This is a genomic window from Muricauda sp. SCSIO 64092 (assembly GCF_023016285.1).
Classification (GTDB): domain Bacteria; phylum Bacteroidota; class Bacteroidia; order Flavobacteriales; family Flavobacteriaceae; genus Croceivirga.
This window is the reverse complement of the sequence record NZ_CP095413.1, coordinates 1,559,616-1,581,467: the sequence shown is the minus strand read 5'-3', so window position 1 is coordinate 1,581,467 and position 21,852 is coordinate 1,559,616. Positions and strand designations below refer to the sequence as shown.

Sequence of the window (21,852 nt, the reverse complement as noted above, 5' to 3'; positions counted from 1 at the left end):
TGGACCAAAATTCTAACAGGACCGAAAGAAAAGGCCAACGGTTTGGCCTTTAAAAGAGGGGCCAGATGGTGCGCTGGCCGCAAAAAGGGACATAAGAAAACAATTGACAAATTCCCAAACAGGCTCTAAAAAAATGTACTGTTTGTGGTTGCTCCAGGATGTTTCCCATGGGCATACGTCCTTAAAAATACTGTTCGAACAAGAGTAGCACTCCCATACTGTTCAAAAGGTTCATAATAGTATGGTGCAAAGCCCTTTTTCATGGACAGCTTGAATACCAAAAATGAGCAATTGATGGATTTATCCATTTTTTTGGCAAAAATGTCCATTACGATATGGCAAGGGCGCAGTTAAGTTTGATCAACTGAATATATAACTAAGCTTTTTATGATGAAAAAACCAATCTTTTTGTGGCTGTTGCTCTTTGTGGGAATGACAGCCATTTCATGGGGACAGCAAACTGTGACCGGTGTGGTTCTTGACGACCAAAATGTACCACTGCCCGGGGCCAGTGTTTTGGAGAAAGGTACCGATAATGGAGTGGTCACAGATTTTGACGGAAACTTTACCATTACGGTGCAGGATGACAGTGCCATTTTGGTGGTTTCCTATATTGGATTTGAATCCAAAGAAATTCAACTGGACGGTTCCACCAATTATAACGTACAACTATCGGCCTCGGCAACAGGATTGGACGAGGTGGTTGTTATAGGTTATGGTACCACCACCAGAAAAGACCTTACCGGTTCCGTGGTATCCCTGGGTAGCCAGGATGTCGTGGAGCAACGTAAAACGGATGTGGCCCAAGCCATTCAGGGCAGATTGGCCGGGGTGGACGTACGGACTCTGAACAATAAACCTGGAGCACCTTTGTCCATTTTGGTAAGGGGCAATACCGCTTTGGCCAACAACAATGCGGGCAATGATGGTGTGAATGATGACCCTGGCAGTGATCTATCGCAACCCCTTTATGTGGTGGACGGCATCTTCTTTGACAATATTAATGCATTGAACCCTGCGGATATTCAACAAATAGATGTATTGAAGGATGCGTCCTCCACGGCCATTTATGGAGCGAGGGGTGCCAATGGGGTGGTCATTATCACCACCAAAAATGGATTGGAAGGTCCTACAAGGTTTACCTATGATGCCACTTTTGGTATTAGGTCTCCCGTAAACGTTCCGGACTTCTACGATGGGGATGAATATGTAGCCTTTGTTGAGGATGTGGTCAGGGCAAGGGATTTTGGGCAATTGTTTCCCGGCAATCCAACTGTGGATGATTACAATGCCATTGTTCCCGATCTCACTATCGAGTTTGTTGATGATGAGGAACGCAACAATGTCGCCCAAAGGGCCTATACCGATTGGATTGACCTCTTTCAGGAAACCGGGATACAGACCAGTCATACTTTTGGGGTAACTGGGGGTGAAAATGGTTTGGTATATAATGCTTCCATTGCCTACCTGAAGGATGAAGGGGTACTGGGTATCGAGCAATTTGAAAGGTATAACCTCACGGGTGCCTTGACCAAGAAGGTCAATGACAAGTTCAGCTTGGGCGTTAAGACCTACCTGGCTTTTTCCGAGAGGGAAGAGGGCAGCCGTGAACTGTTCAGGAGCTCCTTTCGTTTGGCACCAACGGTAAACCCTTTTGATGAGAATGGGGCCATCGACCTTATTCCCGATGAGCAGGATCAGCGATTTATCAATCCTTTGTTTGAGAAGGAGGGTGCATGGACAGTGAACACAAAACGGTTTGATATTATTGCCAATGTCTTTTTGGAGTACAAACCACTTCCTTGGATGAACCTTAAAACCCAATTCTCGCCCAACCTGAGTAGCAACAGATTTGGCGAATATAGGGGTTTGCTTACCAAATCTTCAAGAAATGATCCAAGTAGGATACGCTCTATCTACAACACCTTTACCGATGTGTCCTATGCCTGGGACAATATTATAAACATGGATTTCACCCCTTTCCAGGACCATGAGCTTAAAGCAACGGTTATTGGCTCCCTCTACCAAAGGGAAACCGAGGGAAGCGACATCCAGACCCGTAATTTTAGTACGGACGATTTTTCCTTTTTTAATACCGGAGCTGGACTGGATATCCGGGATAATGACAGCTTCTTTGTAAAAGAGAATTTGGCCTCGTTAACGGGAAGGATTATCTACTCCATCAAAGATAAATATTTGTTTACCTTGACCGGCCGTTATGATGGTGCTTCGCGATTGGCCGAAGGCAATAAATGGGATTTCTTTCCCACTGCCGCCTTTGCCTGGAGAATTGGCGAGGAGAATTTTGCCAAGGACATCGACTGGTTGTCCAACCTTAAGTTGCGATTGAGCTACGGCCAAACGGGCAATATAGAATCGGTAAGCCCATACGGATCCTTATCTTTCTTGAACGGCTCTACCTATTTGTTCGGTGATGAGCTTACCAATAGTCAAACCGTACGTAGGTTGTCCAATCAAAACTTGACTTGGGAAGTATCGGATGAAATTAATATTGGTCTCGATTTTGGACTGTTCTCCAACAGGGTCGGCTTGTCCATCGATTACTACAATAAGGAAACCGATGGCAGTATTTTTAATAGGGAATTGTTTGATATTTCGGGTTTTGACGACGCCATAGGCAACTTTGGCTCGGTAAGGAACCGAGGTGTTGAAGTGTCTTTCACTAGTTTGAACATATCAACGAGGAATTTTAGGTGGAGAACAGAACTGAATTTTGCCCGAAATAAAAACGAAATCCTGCGTATTGACGGAGATTTGGACATGGTGCCCTTTGGGCGTCACGGTGTATTGCAGGTAGGCCAACCGGTAGACGCCATTTTTGCTTATGAAAATGAAGGGATTTGGCAACTTGATGAAGCTGCTGAAGCGGAAACTTTTGGAGCCAGACCTGGGCAATTCAAATTTGTTGACCAAAATAATGATGGTCTTATCAACAATGATGATAAGGTGGTCATTGGTTCAAACGCTCCCGATTGGATTGGGGGTATGACCAATACCTTCTACTATAAGAACTTTGAATTTAGGGTTCAAATGAACACAAGACAAGGTACTTTGGGCCACTCTGAGTTCTACCAAAACTTTGCACCCTATCAAAATGACGGGGCCAAATTCAATAAACTGGACCTGGATTACTGGACTCCCAATAACCCTAACGCAAGTAGACCTGCACTGGACTATGCGCATCCAGGGGAGTATTACTACGAGGAATTTGATTTTGTAAAGATTGGCAATATAGGGCTCTCCTATACCTTTCAAAGGGAATTGCTGGAGAAAATAAAATTGAATGGCCTTCGTCTTTCGTTGGATATCCAAAATCCTTTCATATTTACGGATTATGAAGGGCCCGACCCGGAAACTGGGCTGCAAAACTCTTTCAGCAGCGCCTATATGACCAAGACTATCCTCTTTGGCCTGAACGTATCACTTTAATCCTAAAAAAAATTAGAAATGAAATCTTTTAAGAATTTAAAATACGCTTTTCTCCTTATTGGGATGGCAAGTTTTATAGCCTGTGAGAACTATCTGGAAGAGGAGTTCTTTTCCGATGTCACTGCAGAAACTTTCATAGGGGAGGATAATGCAGACCAATTGATTGTGGGCATCTATGAGGACTTGAGGGATATCTATAAGGAATATGATATCAACTTGTCAGGTACCGATATCTATACAGTTCAAACCCAGGTGGAGGAATTCAATAGCTTCAACGACTATTTTGGATTGAGTTCGGACAATGAAAACACCGTGGAATATTGGAAGGTAAACTACAATTTGATTGCGGACGCCAATATTGCCGTTAACAGATACCAGAACGATATTTCCTGGAGCGATGCCAATTTGGGTGCCAGGGACTATGGAATTGCCCAGGCAAGGGCATTAAGGGCATTGGCATTCTACAACTTGGTACAGCACTATGGAGGGGTGGTTTTAGAATTGGAAGAGACCACATCCATACGTGCAGATTATGCACGATCCAGTGAGGAGGAAACCTTTGGGCAAATCATTTCTGACTTGGAGGCGGCCATTCCCAATTTACTGGATGCACCGCAAACAGGTAGGTTTTCCAGAAGGGCCGCACAGCATCTGTTGGCCGATGTATATCTGACAAGGGGTTACAAATCATATGGCGATGCCACAGATTTTGATACAGCTGCTTCCCTTGCAGAGCAGGCCATTGGGAGCTACGATTTAAGAAGTCAAACTTTTGAAGAGCTGTTTGATTATGATAACCAGGTGAATGATGAGGTATTGTTTGCCGTGCAATATGGGCCTGGGGGAAATGATAACGATCGTAGCAATTCCAAGCACGGACTCTTGATGAATGCCATAGAAAACTATGCAGGTATTGGGAGAAACAGTATATATGGAGCAAACAGTTCGCGTTCCGGGTTAATGCCCACTCCCTATTTTTACGGACTTTTTGCCGCTAACGATACCCGGGACGATGTAACCTTGCACCGAGCTTTGTTTGCTGCGGAAGAGGTCACGTTTTCGTCGGGTGAAGGACAACCGGAAGACCCCATCGCAGTGGGTGATACGGTAATCTACTATCCCAAAATGACCCTCGATGCTACAGAGCTGGCCGATAGGCTTAACCGATACTGGGTGTACCAACCAGATCAATACCTGTTCGGTGTTCCAGACAATGTTCCAGGGGCGGTCTACCAGTATTCTTCCAATATTAACCGAATCAATTTCCCCATTTTTAAGAAATTCGACGATATCGGTATAGATGGGGCAGGTAATGGTTCCAGGGATACCTATGTGTTTAGGATAGCAGAAACCCATTTGATTGCGGCCGAGGCCTATTTGGCTGTCGGTAACGGCACATCCGGCTTGCAACACCTCAACATTGTCAGGGAAAGGGCGACCGGAGAGGCCAGTTTTTATACGCAGCTTACCTTGGACAACCTCCTTGATGAACGGGCCATTGAACTCGCTGGGGAGGAAAACCGTTGGGCAGTGTTAAAACGAATGGGTAGATTGGAGGAACGACTGAATCTGTACAACCCCCAAAATGCCGATCATGGCGCATTTGATAGCAGCATTCACCTGTTAAGACCCATCCCTGCCAATGAATTGTTATTGTCCGATGGCTCTTTGGAACAAAATCCCGGGTATTGAGAGTCATTCTAGTTTTAATAGTTTGAGTTTAGTTAGTTTTTGTAGTTAGATTAATTAGGTTTAGGGCAGATGTACAATCCCTGCATCTGCCCTTTTTTTAGGGATAAGAATGAAATTCCCAAAAGTCAGGCAATAGGGTATGGATCAATAACAAACGTAAAGGTGAAACACAAAATCATAGCAATTTTTATGTGCATCTGCGTTTCAATGCTTTGTGCGCAAGTGGAACACGGACAAGTCGAGAAACAAATTGTGGATTATGTAGACCCCTTTATATGTACCGGCAGTGACCATGGCCAAACCGACCCGGCCGCTGCGGTTCCCTTTGGAATGGCCAAACCAGCACCCGATACCTATCCTATTGGACATTCGGGATATGATTATGATGCCAACCACATTCTCGGTTTTTCCAATACCCGGTTTTCTGGTGTTGGTTGTCGCGGTGTAGGAGGCAATCTCAGAATGCTTCCTTTTTTGGGGGTCAAGTCACCCTACCCCAATCCCCAGGGCTATAAAAAGGAAACGGAAAGGGCGCAGCCCGGTTATTACTCAGTGGACTTGAAAAACGGAGTAAAATGCGAGTTGACGTCAACACGCCAGGTTGCCTTTCATAAATATACCTTCCCTCAAAGTGGAGCTGGGGGAATTACCGTTGACCTGCAAAGCTCACTCTCTAAATTTTACTACGAAAAGCACCATCTGCAAAAAGATGGAGTGGTGTTGGGTGAAGTGTCAGGGGCAAATGTCTGCAACAAAGGCAAGTACACTTTCTACTTTGCATTGGCTACTGATTCAGAAAATTTCGATGTTGAAGAAGAGGAAGCAAAGGTCATTTTCTCTTTTGATGTCGATTTAGGGCAAGAAGTCCGGGTATTGTGTGCCCTATCCACGGTAAGCAGTCAAAATGCCCTAAAAAACCTTCAACGTGTCCGTAATATGGATTTTGAAGAGGTGAAGGAACAGGCCCGCCAAGAATGGGCCAAAAACCTATCGGTAGTTAAGGTTTATACTGAAAATGAGGAGGATAAAAAGCTTTTTTACACCCATTTGTACCACCTGCTACAAACCCCTTTTCAGATTCAAGATGGGGATGGTTCCTTTAAAGGAAGCGATGGGGAAATCCATAAAACGGATAGGACCAACCATTATCATGGGTGGTCTATATGGGACACTTTTCGAACCAAGATGCCTTTATTGTCCTTGCTATACCCAGAGCATTATAAGGACATGGTGAGTTCCATTGGAAAACTGTATCAGCAGGGCAAGCCTGATTGGGCCACGGAAAAGGAACCTTTTATCACCGTGCGTACAGAACATTCGAGCATAGTACTTTTGGAAGCCCTTCAGAAAAGACTGTTGCCCTTTGACCTCAAATCCATTTATCCCAAGCTACTGGAGGAAGCGATAAGACTGCCCTTTAAAACACCGGACAATGTGCTGGAATCCAGTTACGATTTGTGGGCACTATCGCAAATAGCAAAGGAACTTGGAAAGAAGGAGGATTACAGTATATACCTAAAAAAAGCACTTCAATACCAAGACACGTGGAAGGATAAGTTTCGGAACATGGGTGACAATTCCGATATCATGCACGGGGACGGGCTTTATGAGGGTACACTTTGGCAATACCGTTGGTTGGTACCTTATGATATAAAAGGCATCCAGAAGTTAGTGGGAGGGAAGGAAGTGTTTGAGGAACAATTGGACTATTTTTTTGATAACGAGCTTTTTAATATTGGAAATCAGCCGGATATTCAAGTTCCGTATTTATATGTCTACACTCGTTCACCATGGAAGACCCAAAAATTGGTGAACCGGTTGATGACCGAGAAAACCAACAACTGGTATGGCACCCATGAGAAATGGAAAACACCCAGTACACGTAAAATATTTCAGGCCACGCCACATGGTTATATTCGGGAAATGGACGATGATGCGGGAACCATGTCTGCTTGGTTCGTCTGCTCGGCCATGGGCCTATATCCCGTATTTCCCGGAAGCACACAGTTGGCCCTGACTACCCCATTATTCAAGAAAATAGCAATCAAGACCCCGGATCAACCTTTGCAAATAGTGACAAATGGATTTTCCACAGAAAACATATTCATTCAAAAGGTAACTTGGAATGGAGACGAAATCAACTCAAGCTTAATAGACTTCAATCTCATTTCGAGGGGAGGGGTCTTGCAATTTGAACTTGGAAACAAACCTAAACCCAAAAAAGGGTAAAAACCTTTGATTATGCTATTCAATTGTCGGTATTTATATTTTAAACTCATTTTGTCAAGCCTACTCTTTCTTGGTTCCTGCAAAAAAGTCACAACGAAAGAAAAACCGCTTTCAAAGGAAATAGCCAAACAAACATACATAAAGAAAACTGACGACCTGGAGTATAAAGTTACCGAGTACGGCGTTGTTTCAGGTGGTAACACCCTGAACACTTTAGCCTTACAAGCTTTGATAGACCGGGTAAACCAAGCAGGTGGGGGAACTTTGGTGTTTCCTGCGGGGCAGTACCTTTCGGGAAGTTTGGAAATGAAATCAAATGTAAGTCTTTATTTGAAGGAGGGAGCAGTGCTATTGGGAAGCACCAATCCATATGATTATAAGGAAATGGCCATGGAGGGCAAACCGGAATCACCCAAGAAAGATGACAATTCCCAAATGGCTTTTTTGGTGGCCTACAAAGCGAATGATTTCAAAATATATGGCAGGGGCAGGATTGATGGCCAAGGCAGGAAATTGGCCTTGGCCATAGACAGCCTTCACCACACTGGGGAACGCATTGACCCAAAATACAATTACCGAAGAATGCGCCCCAATGAAACGGCCAGACCCAAACTCTTTCGGTTCTCTGCCTGTAAGAATGTCGAGATTTTGGATTTGGATTTGTACAACGGTTCTTGCTGGGGACTTTCCTTTGAGCTTTGCGAAAACCTGAAGTTAGACCATCTAAAAGTGGTCAACAGGGCCTATTGGAACAATGACGGCATCGATATCACCGATTGTAAAAATGTGCAGGTGACCCATTGTGATGTGGACTCGGCCGATGATGGTATTTGCCTAAAATCATATTACCCAGATTATTATAACGATAGTATATACATTGCCAATTGTACCGTAAGGAGCAGTGCAAGTGCACTAAAATTTGGAACCGCCTCCCATGGTGGATTTAAAAACGTGACCATAGATAGTATTGAGGTTTTTGACACCTTTCGTTCGGCCATTGCCATAGAAAGTGTGGACGGGGGCGTGATAGAGAATATCAATGTCTCCAATATCGTGGCCAAGAACACGGGCAACGCCATTTTTATCCGCCTAGGGCACAGAAGCGGAAAACAACCCGGTAAAATAAGAAATGTCCATATAAAGGATATTAAAGTTCAGGTTCCGTTTGGAAGACCTGATTTGGACTATGATATGAGAGGGCCTGCAGTGGATTTTTTTCACAATCCCATTCCCTCTTCCATAACGGGCATTCCTGGGCACAAAGTTGAGGATATAATTATTGAAAATGTGGAGATTACCGCTCCGGGCAGGGCCTCAAAAGGCATGGCCTATATTCCGTTGGGCAGATTGGACCAAGTGCCGGAAAAGATCAATGACTACCCGGAGTTTTCCATGTTCGGGGAACTTCCCGCTTGGGGGTTTTATGTAAGGCACGTAAAGGACATCACCTTTAAAAATGTGACGTTACAATTGGATGACAAAGATTACCGTCCCGGCTATATCTTTGATGATGCGGAAAGGGTAAATCTTAACAATATTACCCTCCCTCCTACGGCACATAAACAAATTGTGTTAAAGAAAACGGTGGGTGTTAAGAATGATGCCCGTTTGGATAATACCATTAAAAAAATTGATTAGACCAGGGTTTGACGACTTTATAGGGCACCGGTTCTTGTTGATAGGAAGTTAGTATGAAGGATATCTTTTTCAAGGCTAGATTAAAAACCCATCGTGGGATGGCCATGGTAAGTGCGGTCCTTTTTTTGGTGCTGGGTTGTGAAACGATGGTCAAAACCTCCCAAAAGGCGTTGGTCACCTACGTTAATCCCCTTATTGGCACGGCACCTGCCACTACTATAAGTGCCTTAAAACATGGGCATGGCAAAGAGAACAACGCCCAAGTGGTGCCTTATGTGACCATACCTTTTGGAATGACCAACTGGACACCCCAGACCAAGGTGACCGAAACCAAATGTCATGCCCCCTACTATTATACCGATTCCATTATCCAGGGGTTTAGGGGAAGTCATTGGCTCAGCGGCTCCTGCGTTCAGGATTATGGCAGTATGACGATTATGCCCATCTCAGGGAATCTTAAATGCCTTCCCGAGGAAAGGGGATCCAAGTTTTACCATAAAAAAGAAAGGGCCACTCCTTTTGTCTATGAAGTAGAGTTGGAAGACCATGATGTGACTGTTGAAATGACGGCCACCAAGCGTTCCGGTCTTTTCAAATTTACGTATAACAAACAGGGGGAAGCCCATGTAGTGGTAAATCCCAACAGTGATGAAGGGGAAGGTTTTGTGCAGATTCTGCCCGAATCCAATGAAATTGTGGGGTACAACCCCGTACATCGCATTTATCAGGGATGGGGTGAACCTGCCGGATTTAGCGGATATTTTGTAGTTCGATTTGCCCGAAGTTTTGAAAACTACGGGGTGTACCGCCAAAATGAAATCCTGGAAAAGGCAATTGAAATTTCCAATCAAAAAAACAGTGGGGGCTATGCTTCCTTTAAGGTGAAACAAGGCGAAACCATTGAGGCCGTGGTGGGCACTTCTTTTACCGGCATTGCCGAGGCCAGGAAAAACCTGGAGCGCGAAACCGGGCATTTGAGCTTCGAATCGGCCAAGGCTAACCTAAAAACCACCTGGGAAAACCTATTGGCAAAGGTCAGGGTGGAAGGCGGTAGTGAAGAGGACAAAATCATGTTTTATACCGCATTGTATCACAGCTATTTACAGCCCAGGGTTTTTAATGATGCGGACGGCACATATAAAAGTTTTGCAGGTGGGGAACAGTTGCTCAATACCGGAGGAGGCGACTATTTCACGGATTTCTCCATGTGGGATACCTACAGGGCATCGCATCCACTGTTTAATTTGCTTACCCCCTCCGTAAATGCACAGATGATGAACAGTTTGTTCCTTATGGCCGAACAGGGCGGTTGGCTTCCCATTTTTCCCTGTTGGAACCACTATACCTCGGCCATGATTGGTGACCATGTGATAGCCACTGTGGCCGATGCCTATGTCAAGGGAGTGATTGACCTCACGGATCAACAATATGCCTATCTCCTCAAAAATGCCTTTGAATCGCCCAAAGACTTTGAAGCGTACAAACAAGGAAAGGGCCGTCGAGCCTTGGAATCCTATCTAAAATACGGTTATGTGCCGTTGGAGGATTTGGTGGAGGAATCCTTCCATAAAAACGAACAGGTATCAAGAACCTTGGAGTACGCCTTTGACGACTTTGCACTGAGCCGTGTCGCGAAAAGGAAAGGGGACAAAAAAAATATGGAAATTTTGACCGAACGGGCCAGGAACTATCGCCATGTCTATAGTGTGCAGGATTCCTGTGTCCGGGGCAAGTATGCCAATGGAAACTTTATTGCGGATTTTGACAAGTATGTGCGACAACCCTTTATCACCGAGGGAACACCCTACCAATACACCTGGTATGTTCCCCACGACGTTCGTGGCCTTGTGGAGCTTATGGGGGGTGAAAAAGGGTTCAACCAAAATCTGGACAATTTTCATAGAACGGGTCAGTATTGGCATGGCAATGAGCCGGGACACCAAATTCCCTTTTTATACAACTTTTCAGGGGAGCCTTGGAAAACCCAAAAGCTGGTGGACCGCATCATGAAAACGGAATACAGCAGCGAGGTTGGGGGCCTCAGCGGTAATGACGATGCCGGGCAGATGTCCGCCTGGTATGTTTTTGCGGCCCTGGGGTTTTATCCCGTGGCACCTTCCGTACCGGAGTATGTAATTTCCGGGCCACATTTTGATAAGATCACCATTGCATTGGAGAATGGCAAAGAGTTGATAATCAATGCTCCGGGAGCATCAAAAGGCAAAAAATATATTCAATCGCTTAAGGTAAACGGCGTTCCGATCACTAAAAACTACTTGAACCATTTTGATATGATGGATGGGGGAGTACTCCATTTTGAAATGGGGGAACAGCCCAATAAAAACTGGGGAGCCCAGAAAGAAGACAGGCCGTTTTCCCTGACCGATTAAAAACACAGGCAGTGTGAAACCAAAGACAAACCGTATGATATTGCAATGGGCCCTAATTCTTCTACTGATGGCCTGTTCACAGGAGGAACCTCTTAAATGGAACCAAATCCAGGTAATAGGCAGCCACAATAGCTATAAAATTGCCATTGAGGAGCCTTTGTTGCGGTATCTCCGGATAAAGGATAGCAGTGCTGCAATGAGCCTGCAATATGAACATCCTCCATTACGGACACAATTGGATTTGGGACTGAGGAATTTAGAGCTGGATGTATTTCATGACCCCATTGGCGGCCGTTATGCCCAGCCCAAGGGACTGGGTATTGTTCAAAGTACGGGAGTACCCCCGATTCCATTCGATTTGAAAAAGGACTTACTCCAACCAGGTCTAAAAATGTTCCATATCCAGGACATCGATTTTAGAAGTCACCACCTGCTTTTCAAGAATGGATTGGTCGCCATTAAAAAATGGAGTGCTGAACATCCCGATCATACCCCGATCGTTATTCTGATCAATGCCAAGGACCAAACACTGGATGGGACGACCAAACCCTTACCTTTTTCAAAAAATGCATTGGATAGTTTAGACCAAGAAATCAGAAGTGTTTTTAAAGATAAAGATTTGATTACCCCGGATTTTGTAAGGGGTAACCACCCAACTTTGGAAGAAGCCGTATTGCAATCGGGATGGCCCGATCTTGACGAGGTCAGAGGCCGCATCTTGTTTGTTTTGGATGAAAATGAAGAGAAAATTGGTCGATATCTGCAAGGTTTCCCAAACTTGCACAAAGCCGCTATGTTTGTCAATAGCGAGGAAGGAAACCCTGAGGCCGGTTTTCGAATTGTCAATGATCCGGTTCGCAATTTTGAATATATCGGGAATCTGATCCAAAAAGGCTATATGGTCAGGACGCGTGCAGATGCAGGTACAAAAGAAGCCAGAAACTTTGATTACACAAGGTTCCAAAAGGCCAAAGCCTCTGGTGCACAAGTAATTTCCACAGATTATTATATTCCTACGACCCTGTTTTCCTCTGGTTTTCAGGTGATTTTTGATGATGGAGCCTATGAACGTGTTAAAGAGTAAGCTGGTAGTACCCATTTTGGAAAACCTAAAAACTGGTAAAATGGTTCAAATAGGTTGCATATTGTGTCTTATTGGATGTTTATCCGCCTGTGGGGAAAGACAGGTAATGTCAACGGACCCCATCAAAATTGCTTTTATGGCGGATGTTCATTTACATGACATTTATGGGACTTTTGGTGACATTGATTATTCCGGGGTCAAAAACCCTATGACCGGAAAATACAACACCATAAGAACCATGGGGGCACAGTTGCGGTCCACCCGCCTCTTTAATGAAAACTATTTTGCATTTTTGGCGGCTTTGGATGATGCGGTTGAACGTGGCGTGTCCTATGTAGTGCTGCCCGGTGACTTTAGTGATGATGGACAACCCCTCAATGTTAGGGCCGTACGGCAAATTTTGGATGATTATTCCCAGCAATATAACCTCTCTTTTTTTGCCATCACCGGAAACCATGACCCCGTAAGGCCCTTTGCCATGCCGGCAGGTAAAATGGACTTTCTGGGAAATGGAGGTCGGGAACAGGCCATTGTGAGTCGGTTGGAACTGGCCAGGGAAAGTGCCAATGATCTTTTGCCCATTGTAACTGCTGATATTCAAACAATGGGCTATGAAGGGGTGTTGTCCGCATTGAAAAATTATGGATTTTCCCCCAAGGATGATTATCTGTACTGGGAAACCCCTTTTTCAGAGTATACCCCAGAAACCTATTCCTATGAAAAGGCATTACCATTGGCAACCTTGGAAAACAGAACCTACACCATTTCATCCCATGGGATAAAAATTCCGGATGCAAGCTATTTGGTGGAGCCCATGGAAGGGTTATGGTTATTGGCCTTGGACGGTAATGTTTACATTCCCAAGGATGAAGCGAAAAACTCCCCTTCAAATCCCAAATACTACGGCAGTGCCAGTATTGGCTATAATCAGGTAATCACCCATAAAGGGCATTTGATTCCGTGGGTTAAAAAAGTCGCTGCCATGGCCAAAAAGCAGGAAAAGGTGCTTATCGCATTCAGCCATTATCCCATGGTTGACTTCAACGACGATGCCACCATTGAAATGGTCAAAATGTTTGGGGAAAACGCGTTCCAGTTGCATCGTGTTCCTTCGGAGTCCATCGCACAGGGATTTGCAGAGGCAGGATTACAAATCCATTTTGGGGGACATATGCATATAAATGATACGGGAATTAGGACCACCAAAACGGGTAATACCTTGGTCAATGTTCAGGTTCCTTCCCTGGCAGCCTATTGTCCTGCGTATAAAATAGCTACCTTAAGATCATCCGAAGAAATAGAGGTAGAGACCATTCGGATGGACACGGTTCCAAATTTTCAGGAACTTTTTCCGCTCTATAAAATGGAACATGCCTATTTGAAAGCGTCCCTGGCCCAAGATATTTGGGATTTCGAAATTCTTTCCTCAGCTACCTTTGGGGATTTTACCGAATGGCATTTAAGGGAACTGGTACGGTTACGGTTTTTGAAAAATGATTGGCCCAAAGAGTCCAAAAACCTACTCTTATCCCTAAATGGAGCAGAGTTATGGGTCGCCGCCAAAATGGATTCAAATCTGTTTGTACACGATGAAATTTTGGATAAAGCCACCCTGGATCGTATGTTGGCCAAGGCCATGCATGAGGATAGGACAATGCCATGGAATCAATTGCGGTCATGGACCGGTTTCGACCTAATTGTGGATTTTTATAAGATCCGAAACGGAGATGAATTGGCTTTGACCGATATTGGCCACAATCGATTACAACAATATTTGGAAGTATTGGGTAGATTCCAATCCGAGGGGGAGGGGCCTCAAAAAAGGATTGGGGATTTTGCAAAGATATTTGGCAAAATGCTACAGGGGGTGCCTTCCGACCACTTTAGGGTAGACCTGGAAAAAGGGCAGGTAATCCGAGTTGAGTGACAATTTGAATCAAAATGACCATTATTGTAGCTTTATAGTACAGTGCGAAAGTTAAGGGTATTCATAGCAACTATTTTATTTGTTCAGTCAATAGCTGGGCAGGATATCGTCTTTGAACACTATGGGGACGCCGATGGCTTGTCCCATAATACCGTTCGTTCCATTCTGCAGGACAAAAATGGCTTTTTGTGGCTGGGCACTTTTGGAGGTGTCAACCGATTTGATGGGCACGATTTCAAGGTGTACCATGCGCAGCCGGATAATCCCAATTACCTTCGGGATGATGATATCACAAAATTGGCACTGGACAAAAACGAAAAACTTTGGATTGGCACCAGCAAAGGACTCACCCGATTTTGTTTACGATCCGGATCTTTCGCCACTTTTTTGCCCGATTCCACCAATTTGAACAGTATAAGTGGCAGCAGGGTGCGGGCAGTTTTTGTGGATGATCGGGATAGGGTATGGACAGGCACCAAATTTAAAGGCCTCTGTTATTACGATCAATCCCGGGAACAATTTATAAAAATAAACATTGAAGATGTTCAACATGTGAGGGCCATAACCCAAACACGTGATAAGAAAATGTGGATTGGGACCTTTAAACATGGCATATATTCTTTTGACATCGATTCTGGTAATAACCTTACGAATCTCAAAAGCTATATGTTACAATATTCGGACAAGGACAGTAATGTTAACCCTGGGGTCTATTTTATTTATGAAGATGACAAAGGGGATATTTTTGCCGGAACCCAAGAAGGACTTGGCAAGTTGGACAGATCTTCCAATTCCTTTGAATTGGTGCAACAGAAAGACCCGGATTTTTTTAGGTGCATCACCCAAGGTCCGGACGGGAAATATTGGATTGGAACCCAAAACGGCATAATAACATGCGATGCCTTAGAGGATATTGCCGAAGGCCGATACAAACGCCACCTACCTGATATGAGCAATGCCAACTCCTTGGTCAACAATTACATTTCCGCACTGTTTTTTGACAAATCCGGGGTTTTATGGATCGGAACTGAAAATGGGCTGGAGAAATACGACCCCTTTGGCAACCAGTTCAAACTCATTTCCGAGCGAGCGTTTTCCACTAGGGTACCGCCCGTGGTCAGCAGTTTTGGAAAAACCTATGATGGGGAACTGTTGATAGGCACCCATTTTAATGGTATCTATTTGACCAAGGGAACGAAAATCGAAAAAATATTTGATGTGGAGGAGCGCATCGCCAGTATTTATTCCCTGGACCAAAAAATCTTTTACATTGGCATGTGGGATGGCAAAGTCTATTGCTATGATCATGATCTCAAGATCATTAAGGAATTGCGGTTGGGGTTTGAAAATGGCCCTATTTTCTCCTTCTACCAACGGGAACCCAACAAGTTATTGATTGGAACCAAGGGAAAAGGTCTATGGCAGTACGATTTTGGCACCAAGAAGTGCGCCCCAGTCGCTAAGGAAAGCCTTGGTTCCCAGGAAATCAACAAAATTGTGGGCTCAAGATATGGTTTGCTTTGGATTGCTACCGAAAATGGTGTTTTCCGATACGATGAGATCAATGGGCAAGTTAAACACTATGGCTATGACGAGAACAAAACCGATGGGTTGACCAACAATAAGGTAAAGGATATTTCGATTGACCGGGACGGCCGGGTATGGGTCGCTACCCGACATGGACTCAATTTTTATGACCCCCAAGGGGATCGGTTTCTGGCCAAGGATGCCCCCAAGGAATTAAAGAATATCTGGGTCACGGATATGGGGATAGATTCAAAAGGCCATATATGGTTGAACATGAACTACAACCAGATTGCAAAATACAACCCTAAAACGGAGGACTTCAGGGTCTTTTTTGTGAACAACGGGGTGCGTTCCAACATTTACAACAAAAGAGGGTTTTTGTTTTATGATGATTCCCGGATTTATCTGGGTGGGGACAATGGGGTCATTTATTTTTCACCCTCGGAGCTATCCGAAAACCATTGGGCTCCCCAACCTTTGATTACCGAATTCAAAATTGCCCATAGGGATGTATTGCCAGGAACGGTTATCAATGGACAAAAGTTACTCACTGAGGATTTAAATTATGTAAAAAAAATAGCGCTTGACTTTGACAACCGTAATTTTTCCTTAAAGTTTGCCATGCCATCCTATGTGCGGGAGCGTTCAAACCAATATGAGTACAAACTTGAAGGCTTTGACGAAGATTGGATCGCGGTCAACAGTGCTTCAAGAACGGTTAGGTACACCAACTTGTATCCGGATGATTATGTTTTTAAAGTCAGGGCGGCCAACAGCAATGGGTATTGGAGCAACGAAAACTCATACGGTATCAGTATATCCCCACCATTTTGGCTGACGTACAAAGCCTTGTTGGTATTTCTATTCTTTGCCTCTGTGGTTTTCTATTTTATCAGAAAGGAAATAAAGAACAGGCTAAGGCTAAAGCAGGAACTACTGATGGTGAAGGTGAAACGTGAACATGACGAAAAGCTTAGTAATGAAAAGCTACGGTTTTTCACCAATATCTCCCACGAGTTGCGAACTCCGTTGACCCTTATTTTGGGACCTGCCAAACAAATGATCGAAGAAGGTGAAGAGCACGGAAATACGTACCAGTTGACCCGCTCTAACCTCATTTATGAAAATGCCAATCGCCTATTGGGCCTAGTCAATCAGATTCTGGATTTTAGAAAGGTGCAAACCGGCGAATTGAAGCTAAAGGTCACCCAAACGGATATTCTATTGCAGACCCAAAACATATTCGATTCGTTCAAGCCATTGGCCTATAGCAAAAAGATCCATTATAATCTGAGTGCGGAGGAAGAGGAAATCATGGGGTGGGTCGATCATGACAAATTCGATAAGATTCTGTACAACCTACTGTCCAATGCCCTAAAATTTACACCTAACTATGGCCATGTAGATGTTTTTATTGGTTTAAAGGATAATCTCAAGGGCTGGTTGGTGGTTGAGGTCAGTGATGATGGCATTGGGGTGCCGCCTGAGAGTCAGAGAAAAATATTTCGAAGGTTCTACCAAGCAGCCAATAGTAGGGAAAACAATACGGGAACCGGAATTGGGCTGGCCCTGGTCAAATCGTTGACCGAACTTCATAAGGGTACCATAAGCCTACAAAGCGATAATGCGAAGGGTAGTATATTTACCTTGGAACTCCCCATAGCCCGAAATCTTTATAGAGAGACCGAGGTATTTGAATACGCTGCCAAGTCAAAAAAACAAGAGTCCATACAGGTGCAATCGGCAAAAAAGATCATTCAAGGTACCCATCTCAAAGAAAAGATTTTGGTTATCGAGGATAACGAGGAACTTAGGAGCTATCTGGTGGATTACCTATCCGATTATTATAAGGTGTACAGTGCTGAAAATGGCGAGGAAGGATTGACCCTATGCCGACAAATACGACCCGTGCTCTGCGTGGCAGATGTGATGATGCCGATCATGGACGGCTACAAGTTTTGCGAAGCCCTTAAAAATGATGAATTTATTAGCCATATTCCGATTATCCTCTTGACCGCACTGTCAGAAAATGAGGATAAAATCAAGGGGTTCAATGTGGGGGCAGACGGGTATTTGGTAAAACCGTTCGACCCTTCCCTACTCAAATCCCGTATAGAGAACATTATGCGCACCCGATTGGAACTAAAGGCAAAATTTTCCGAAGAAGTGGAAAGTGAAGTAAGTCTATTGACACATTCCCCGGTGGATGAGGAATTTATGGGAAAAGTAACAGCTTTGGTCCACGAGAATTTAAATAACCCAAACCTTACAACAACCTTTTTGTGCAGGGAATTGGGGATGAGTTCCTCAAAACTATATAGAAAGATTAAGGAACTGACCGATTTGGCCCCTAATGAATTCATTAGGACAGTGCGCCTGAAAAAATCCGCCCAGCTCTTAAAAACCAGAAAATATAACGTATCTGAAGTTACGGATTATATAGGATTTAATGACCCCCTCTATTTCAGTAGATGCTTCAAAAAACAGTTTGGATTCCCACCAAGTAAGTTGATCAAATAGTGAATATGTTGATGATTTGACAATGCAAATGACCAATCTTTCCATAATTTTGAAAAACTTGTCCATTTCAATGCCGACATGGAATGCTATGTTTGGTGCTGGGATTATGCTTGATGGAACCGAACTACTGAAATAGATGTAGGCGAACTTTTTTGGCGAAAGGAATATAATGGCAATGGCCAATTTGGGCCCAAAAGCATTGCAATTTGGAAAAATGAATAACAGTTTTTACATATAATTTAGGATATGGGCATAGATAAGAACAATCCGTTGGAATCATTGGAGCATTGGGAAGAGGATATTTTAAAGCGTTATCCAGATCCGACGGAGGATGGCAAGAAAAAAGAGGAATTCCGCAATTATGAGGATTCCCATAGGGTGGATACAGTGCGGGAATTTTACAGATTGAACCATACGTTCCAGACCTATGATTTTGTCTGCAAAAAGCAGGAGGAACTGTTACAGTTCAACAAGAGGGAGATGTCTTTGTGGGATGCCGTCGATTTTTTGAACACCTTGGTGGACGATAGCGACCCCGACATAGATTTGGATCAATTGCAGCACCTGTTGCAAACCTCGGAGGCCATACGTGCCGATGGGCACCCTGACTGGTTTGTGCTTACCGGTTTTTTGCACGATATGGGGAAAGTGCTGTGCCTGTTCGGGGAGCCACAGTGGGCTGTTGTTGGTGATACCTTTCCCGTAGGTTGCGCTTTTTCGGACAAAATCGTCTATCCGGAATTCTTTTCGGAAAACACGGATTATAGCGATGGGCGATACAATACCAAGTTTGGGATATATTCGGAAAACTGTGGTCTAGAGGCAGTAAAAATGAGTTGGGGCCATGACGAGTATCTCTACCACATCATGAAAGACTATTTGCCGGAGCCAGCATTGTATATGATTCGCTACCATTCCTTTTACGCCCAACACCGTGAACATGCCTATGACCATTTGTTGAATGAAAAGGACCGGGAGATGTTTGAATGGGTAAAAAAATTCAATCCGTACGATTTGTACACCAAAGCCCCCGTAAAGCCCGATACAACGGCATTGAAGCCCTATTACGAAGATCTTGTTGCAAAATATTTGCCCGAAAAGTTGAGGTTCTAAAGAATGCTCAGATTAAACCAACCAAACTTTAATGGCAGCTACATATCTCGGTTTTTTTGGCTTTACGCTCCTTGTTATCCTGTATACCACATACAAGCTCCGTAAAGACAACTTTGGGACGGCCAAGGGATACTTTCTGGCAGGGAAAACCTTGACAGGGCCTATCATTGCAGGATCTATGATCCTGACCAATATCTCCACGGAACACCTAATTGGCATGAACGGCAGTTCCTATAAAAATGGGATCATTGTCATCGCGTGGGAAGTGACCTCTGCCATTGCTTTGGTCATTGCGGCCATATTCTTTCTTCCCCGTTTTATACAAATGGGATTGACAACCATTCCCGAGTTTTTGGAAAAACGATTTGATGGAACCATTCGGTCAATCGTGGCCTTCTTGTTGATGTTGTCCTTTGTGGTGACGCTACTGCCCATAGTGTTATACTCCGGCGCCATCAATATTGAAAGCGTTTTTGAGTTTACTGAAATGTTCAATGTTACCAAGACCGAAGCACTGCTCTACACCGTTTTGACCATAGGGGTCATTGGGTCGCTCTATGCAATTTTCGGCGGGTTGAAGGCGGTGGCGTACTCCGATAGCCTTAACGGTGTCGGTCTAATGTTGGGCGGGTTGCTCATTCCGGCCATAGCCCTATACCAAATTGGAAAAGGCAATGTAATCGATGGTCTGGCCACAGTCTACGATTTTGCACCGGATAAATTTGATATCATAGGCAGTCCGGATTCCGTGTTGCCCTTTTCTACATTGTTCACCGGTTTAATGATCAACCAATTGTATTTCTGGGGGATGAATCAGGCCATCATTCAACGTGCCTTTGGGGCCAAAAATCTGGCCGAGGCCCAAAAGGGGCTTATTTATACGGGCGTTTTAAAACTGTTTGTGCCCGGGATCATTGTGTTGCCCGGACTGATTGCCTATTACTACTTTCAGGATGAATTTTATGCAAATCCGGATTTGATTTATCCCCTATTGGTGAAAAAGGTACTGCCCGCCTACTTGTATGGGTTCTTTGCGGCTGTGGTATTGGGAGCTGTGCTCAGTACCTTCAATAGTGTGTTGAACTCTGCCAGTACCATATTTTGCTATGATATTTATAAAAAGGTCATCAACAGGAATGCTACTGATGCCCAATTGGTGAAATGGGGTAAGCTTACCTCTGTTGTTCTTGCTGTTGGGGCCATCGGGATTGCGCCATTTGTTGCCTATGCCCCGGACGGACTTTATTTTCTGTTACAGGAATTGAACGGTATTTTCTTTATTCCCATTTCCTCTGTGATTCTGGCGGGACTTTTTGTAAAACAGATCAATGCCATTGGGGCCAAAGCGGGACTGTTTTTTGGGTTCTCGTTTTATATTTTGACCACTTTCATCCTAAACTTGGACATCCATTTTGTCCACCTCTGGGGCATGGAATTCGTATTGAATTTTGTCATCATGCTCCTGGTTTCCAAAAGCTATCCCATGGCCGATTATGTATATGATACCTACAAATATCCTGATCGGGCCTGGCCAAGGGTAAGGCAGGCGGGCATTATACTTACCGTACTCACAATTTTGATTTATGTAATGCTCTCATAGGAAGGGCATCTAAGAAAGTGACTAAAAACTGTTTGTGGACACTGATTGTATCGAAGAACCAACCTAGGGTCCATTTTCCAATTGCGATTTAAATCCCATGTGCTTGGAAGGCAGAAGAAAATGACACTTTTGCTTTATGGGCAAGTGTTTTATTTCAATAGGTCCAGTGTCTTTTCTTCTGCCATAGACTCGTTGATCTTTAGGGGAAAAGGACTATTTTAGGGCAACCAACACTTCGGCTATACCATTGGTAGGGTTCATGGCCCTATCATCATAAATTTCCAGATCCATGGTGTAACTACGGTTCAATTCGGTATTCCAAATTTCCATCCACGTATTGATTACGGCATCTTTGGTGAGATCACCTTTGGATATAAACTTGGCGTAATTGGCCGGGGGGACTATTTTAACCGTAAGCTCTTCCGGAATATTGTCCAGATGGGATACATTGTAGCCTATCGTCAACGTATAGGGCTGGGTATGATCGCCCTCGTAATCGGAATAAACGGCATAAATGGTTTCATTTACTTTGGCGGAAACCTTGGCCCCTAAATTTTCGGACATGAATTTTTGCCATAATTGCGGGATATCCCTCTCGGCTTTTCCAGGTTCATTAGAGGTTCGTGTGGAAACCCCAACAATGTTCAACTCTCCAATTTTTGTGTTTTTCATCTGTTTTGCT

The 21,852-nt window shown here is 44.2% G+C and carries 11 protein-coding genes; 10 read left to right on the top strand and 1 reads right to left on the bottom strand.

Annotated features, from left to right (window positions below; genetic code table 11):
• Window positions 1-387 precede the first annotated feature (387 nt).
• The 10 genes from L0P88_RS06625 to L0P88_RS06580 all read left to right on the top strand — a co-directional run bounded on the left by L0P88_RS06625 (window position 388) and on the right by L0P88_RS06580 (window position 21,170).
• Complete coding sequence (locus tag L0P88_RS06625) at window positions 388-3,450, top strand: SusC/RagA family TonB-linked outer membrane protein (protein WP_247133818.1); 3,063 nt, start codon at window positions 388-390, stop codon at window positions 3,448-3,450.
• Window positions 3,451-3,468: 18 nt separating this feature from the next.
• Window positions 3,469-5,142: a RagB/SusD family nutrient uptake outer membrane protein gene (locus L0P88_RS06620; RefSeq protein ID WP_247133817.1), complete on the top strand. Its 1,674-nt coding sequence runs from the start codon at window positions 3,469-3,471 to the stop codon at window positions 5,140-5,142.
• Between the two features lie 162 nt (window positions 5,143-5,304).
• On the top strand, window positions 5,305-7,371 hold the full coding sequence (locus L0P88_RS06615; RefSeq protein ID WP_247133816.1) for a GH92 family glycosyl hydrolase: 2,067 nt from the start codon (window positions 5,305-5,307) through the stop codon (window positions 7,369-7,371).
• Window positions 7,372-7,383: 12 nt separating this feature from the next.
• Window positions 7,384-9,009, top strand: coding sequence for a glycoside hydrolase family 28 protein (locus L0P88_RS06610; protein ID WP_247133815.1), 1,626 nt, complete (start codon window positions 7,384-7,386; stop codon window positions 9,007-9,009).
• Between the two features lie 53 nt (window positions 9,010-9,062).
• Window positions 9,063-11,399 carry a GH92 family glycosyl hydrolase gene (locus L0P88_RS06605; RefSeq protein WP_247133814.1) on the top strand — a complete coding sequence of 779 codons (2,337 nt, stop codon included), beginning with the start codon at window positions 9,063-9,065 and terminating at the stop codon, window positions 11,397-11,399.
• Between the two features lie 13 nt (window positions 11,400-11,412).
• A complete protein-coding gene (locus L0P88_RS06600) occupies window positions 11,413-12,483 on the top strand; it encodes a phosphatidylinositol-specific phospholipase C1-like protein (RefSeq protein WP_247133813.1) in 1,071 nt (356 codons plus the stop codon).
• Window positions 12,452-14,410: a metallophosphoesterase gene (locus L0P88_RS06595; protein ID WP_409557713.1), complete on the top strand. Its 1,959-nt coding sequence runs from the start codon at window positions 12,452-12,454 to the stop codon at window positions 14,408-14,410. The genes L0P88_RS06600 and L0P88_RS06595 overlap by 32 nt, the downstream gene beginning before the upstream one ends.
• Window positions 14,411-14,452: 42 nt before the next feature.
• Window positions 14,453-18,457, top strand: a complete 4,005-nt coding sequence (locus L0P88_RS06590) for a hybrid sensor histidine kinase/response regulator transcription factor (RefSeq protein ID WP_247133811.1) — start codon at window positions 14,453-14,455, stop codon at window positions 18,455-18,457.
• 246 nt (window positions 18,458-18,703) lie between these two features.
• Window positions 18,704-19,570, top strand: coding sequence for an inositol oxygenase (locus L0P88_RS06585; protein WP_247133810.1), 867 nt, complete (start codon window positions 18,704-18,706; stop codon window positions 19,568-19,570).
• Window positions 19,571-19,601: 31 nt separating this feature from the next.
• A complete protein-coding gene (locus tag L0P88_RS06580; RefSeq protein WP_247133809.1) occupies window positions 19,602-21,170 on the top strand; it encodes a solute:sodium symporter family transporter in 1,569 nt (522 codons plus the stop codon).
• Between the two features lie 213 nt (window positions 21,171-21,383).
• On the opposite strand, the gene L0P88_RS06575 is transcribed toward L0P88_RS06580, so the two are convergent.
• Window positions 21,384-21,842, bottom strand: a complete 459-nt coding sequence (locus tag L0P88_RS06575; protein WP_247133808.1) for a GyrI-like domain-containing protein — start codon at window positions 21,840-21,842, stop codon at window positions 21,384-21,386.
• Window positions 21,843-21,852 lie beyond the last annotated feature (10 nt).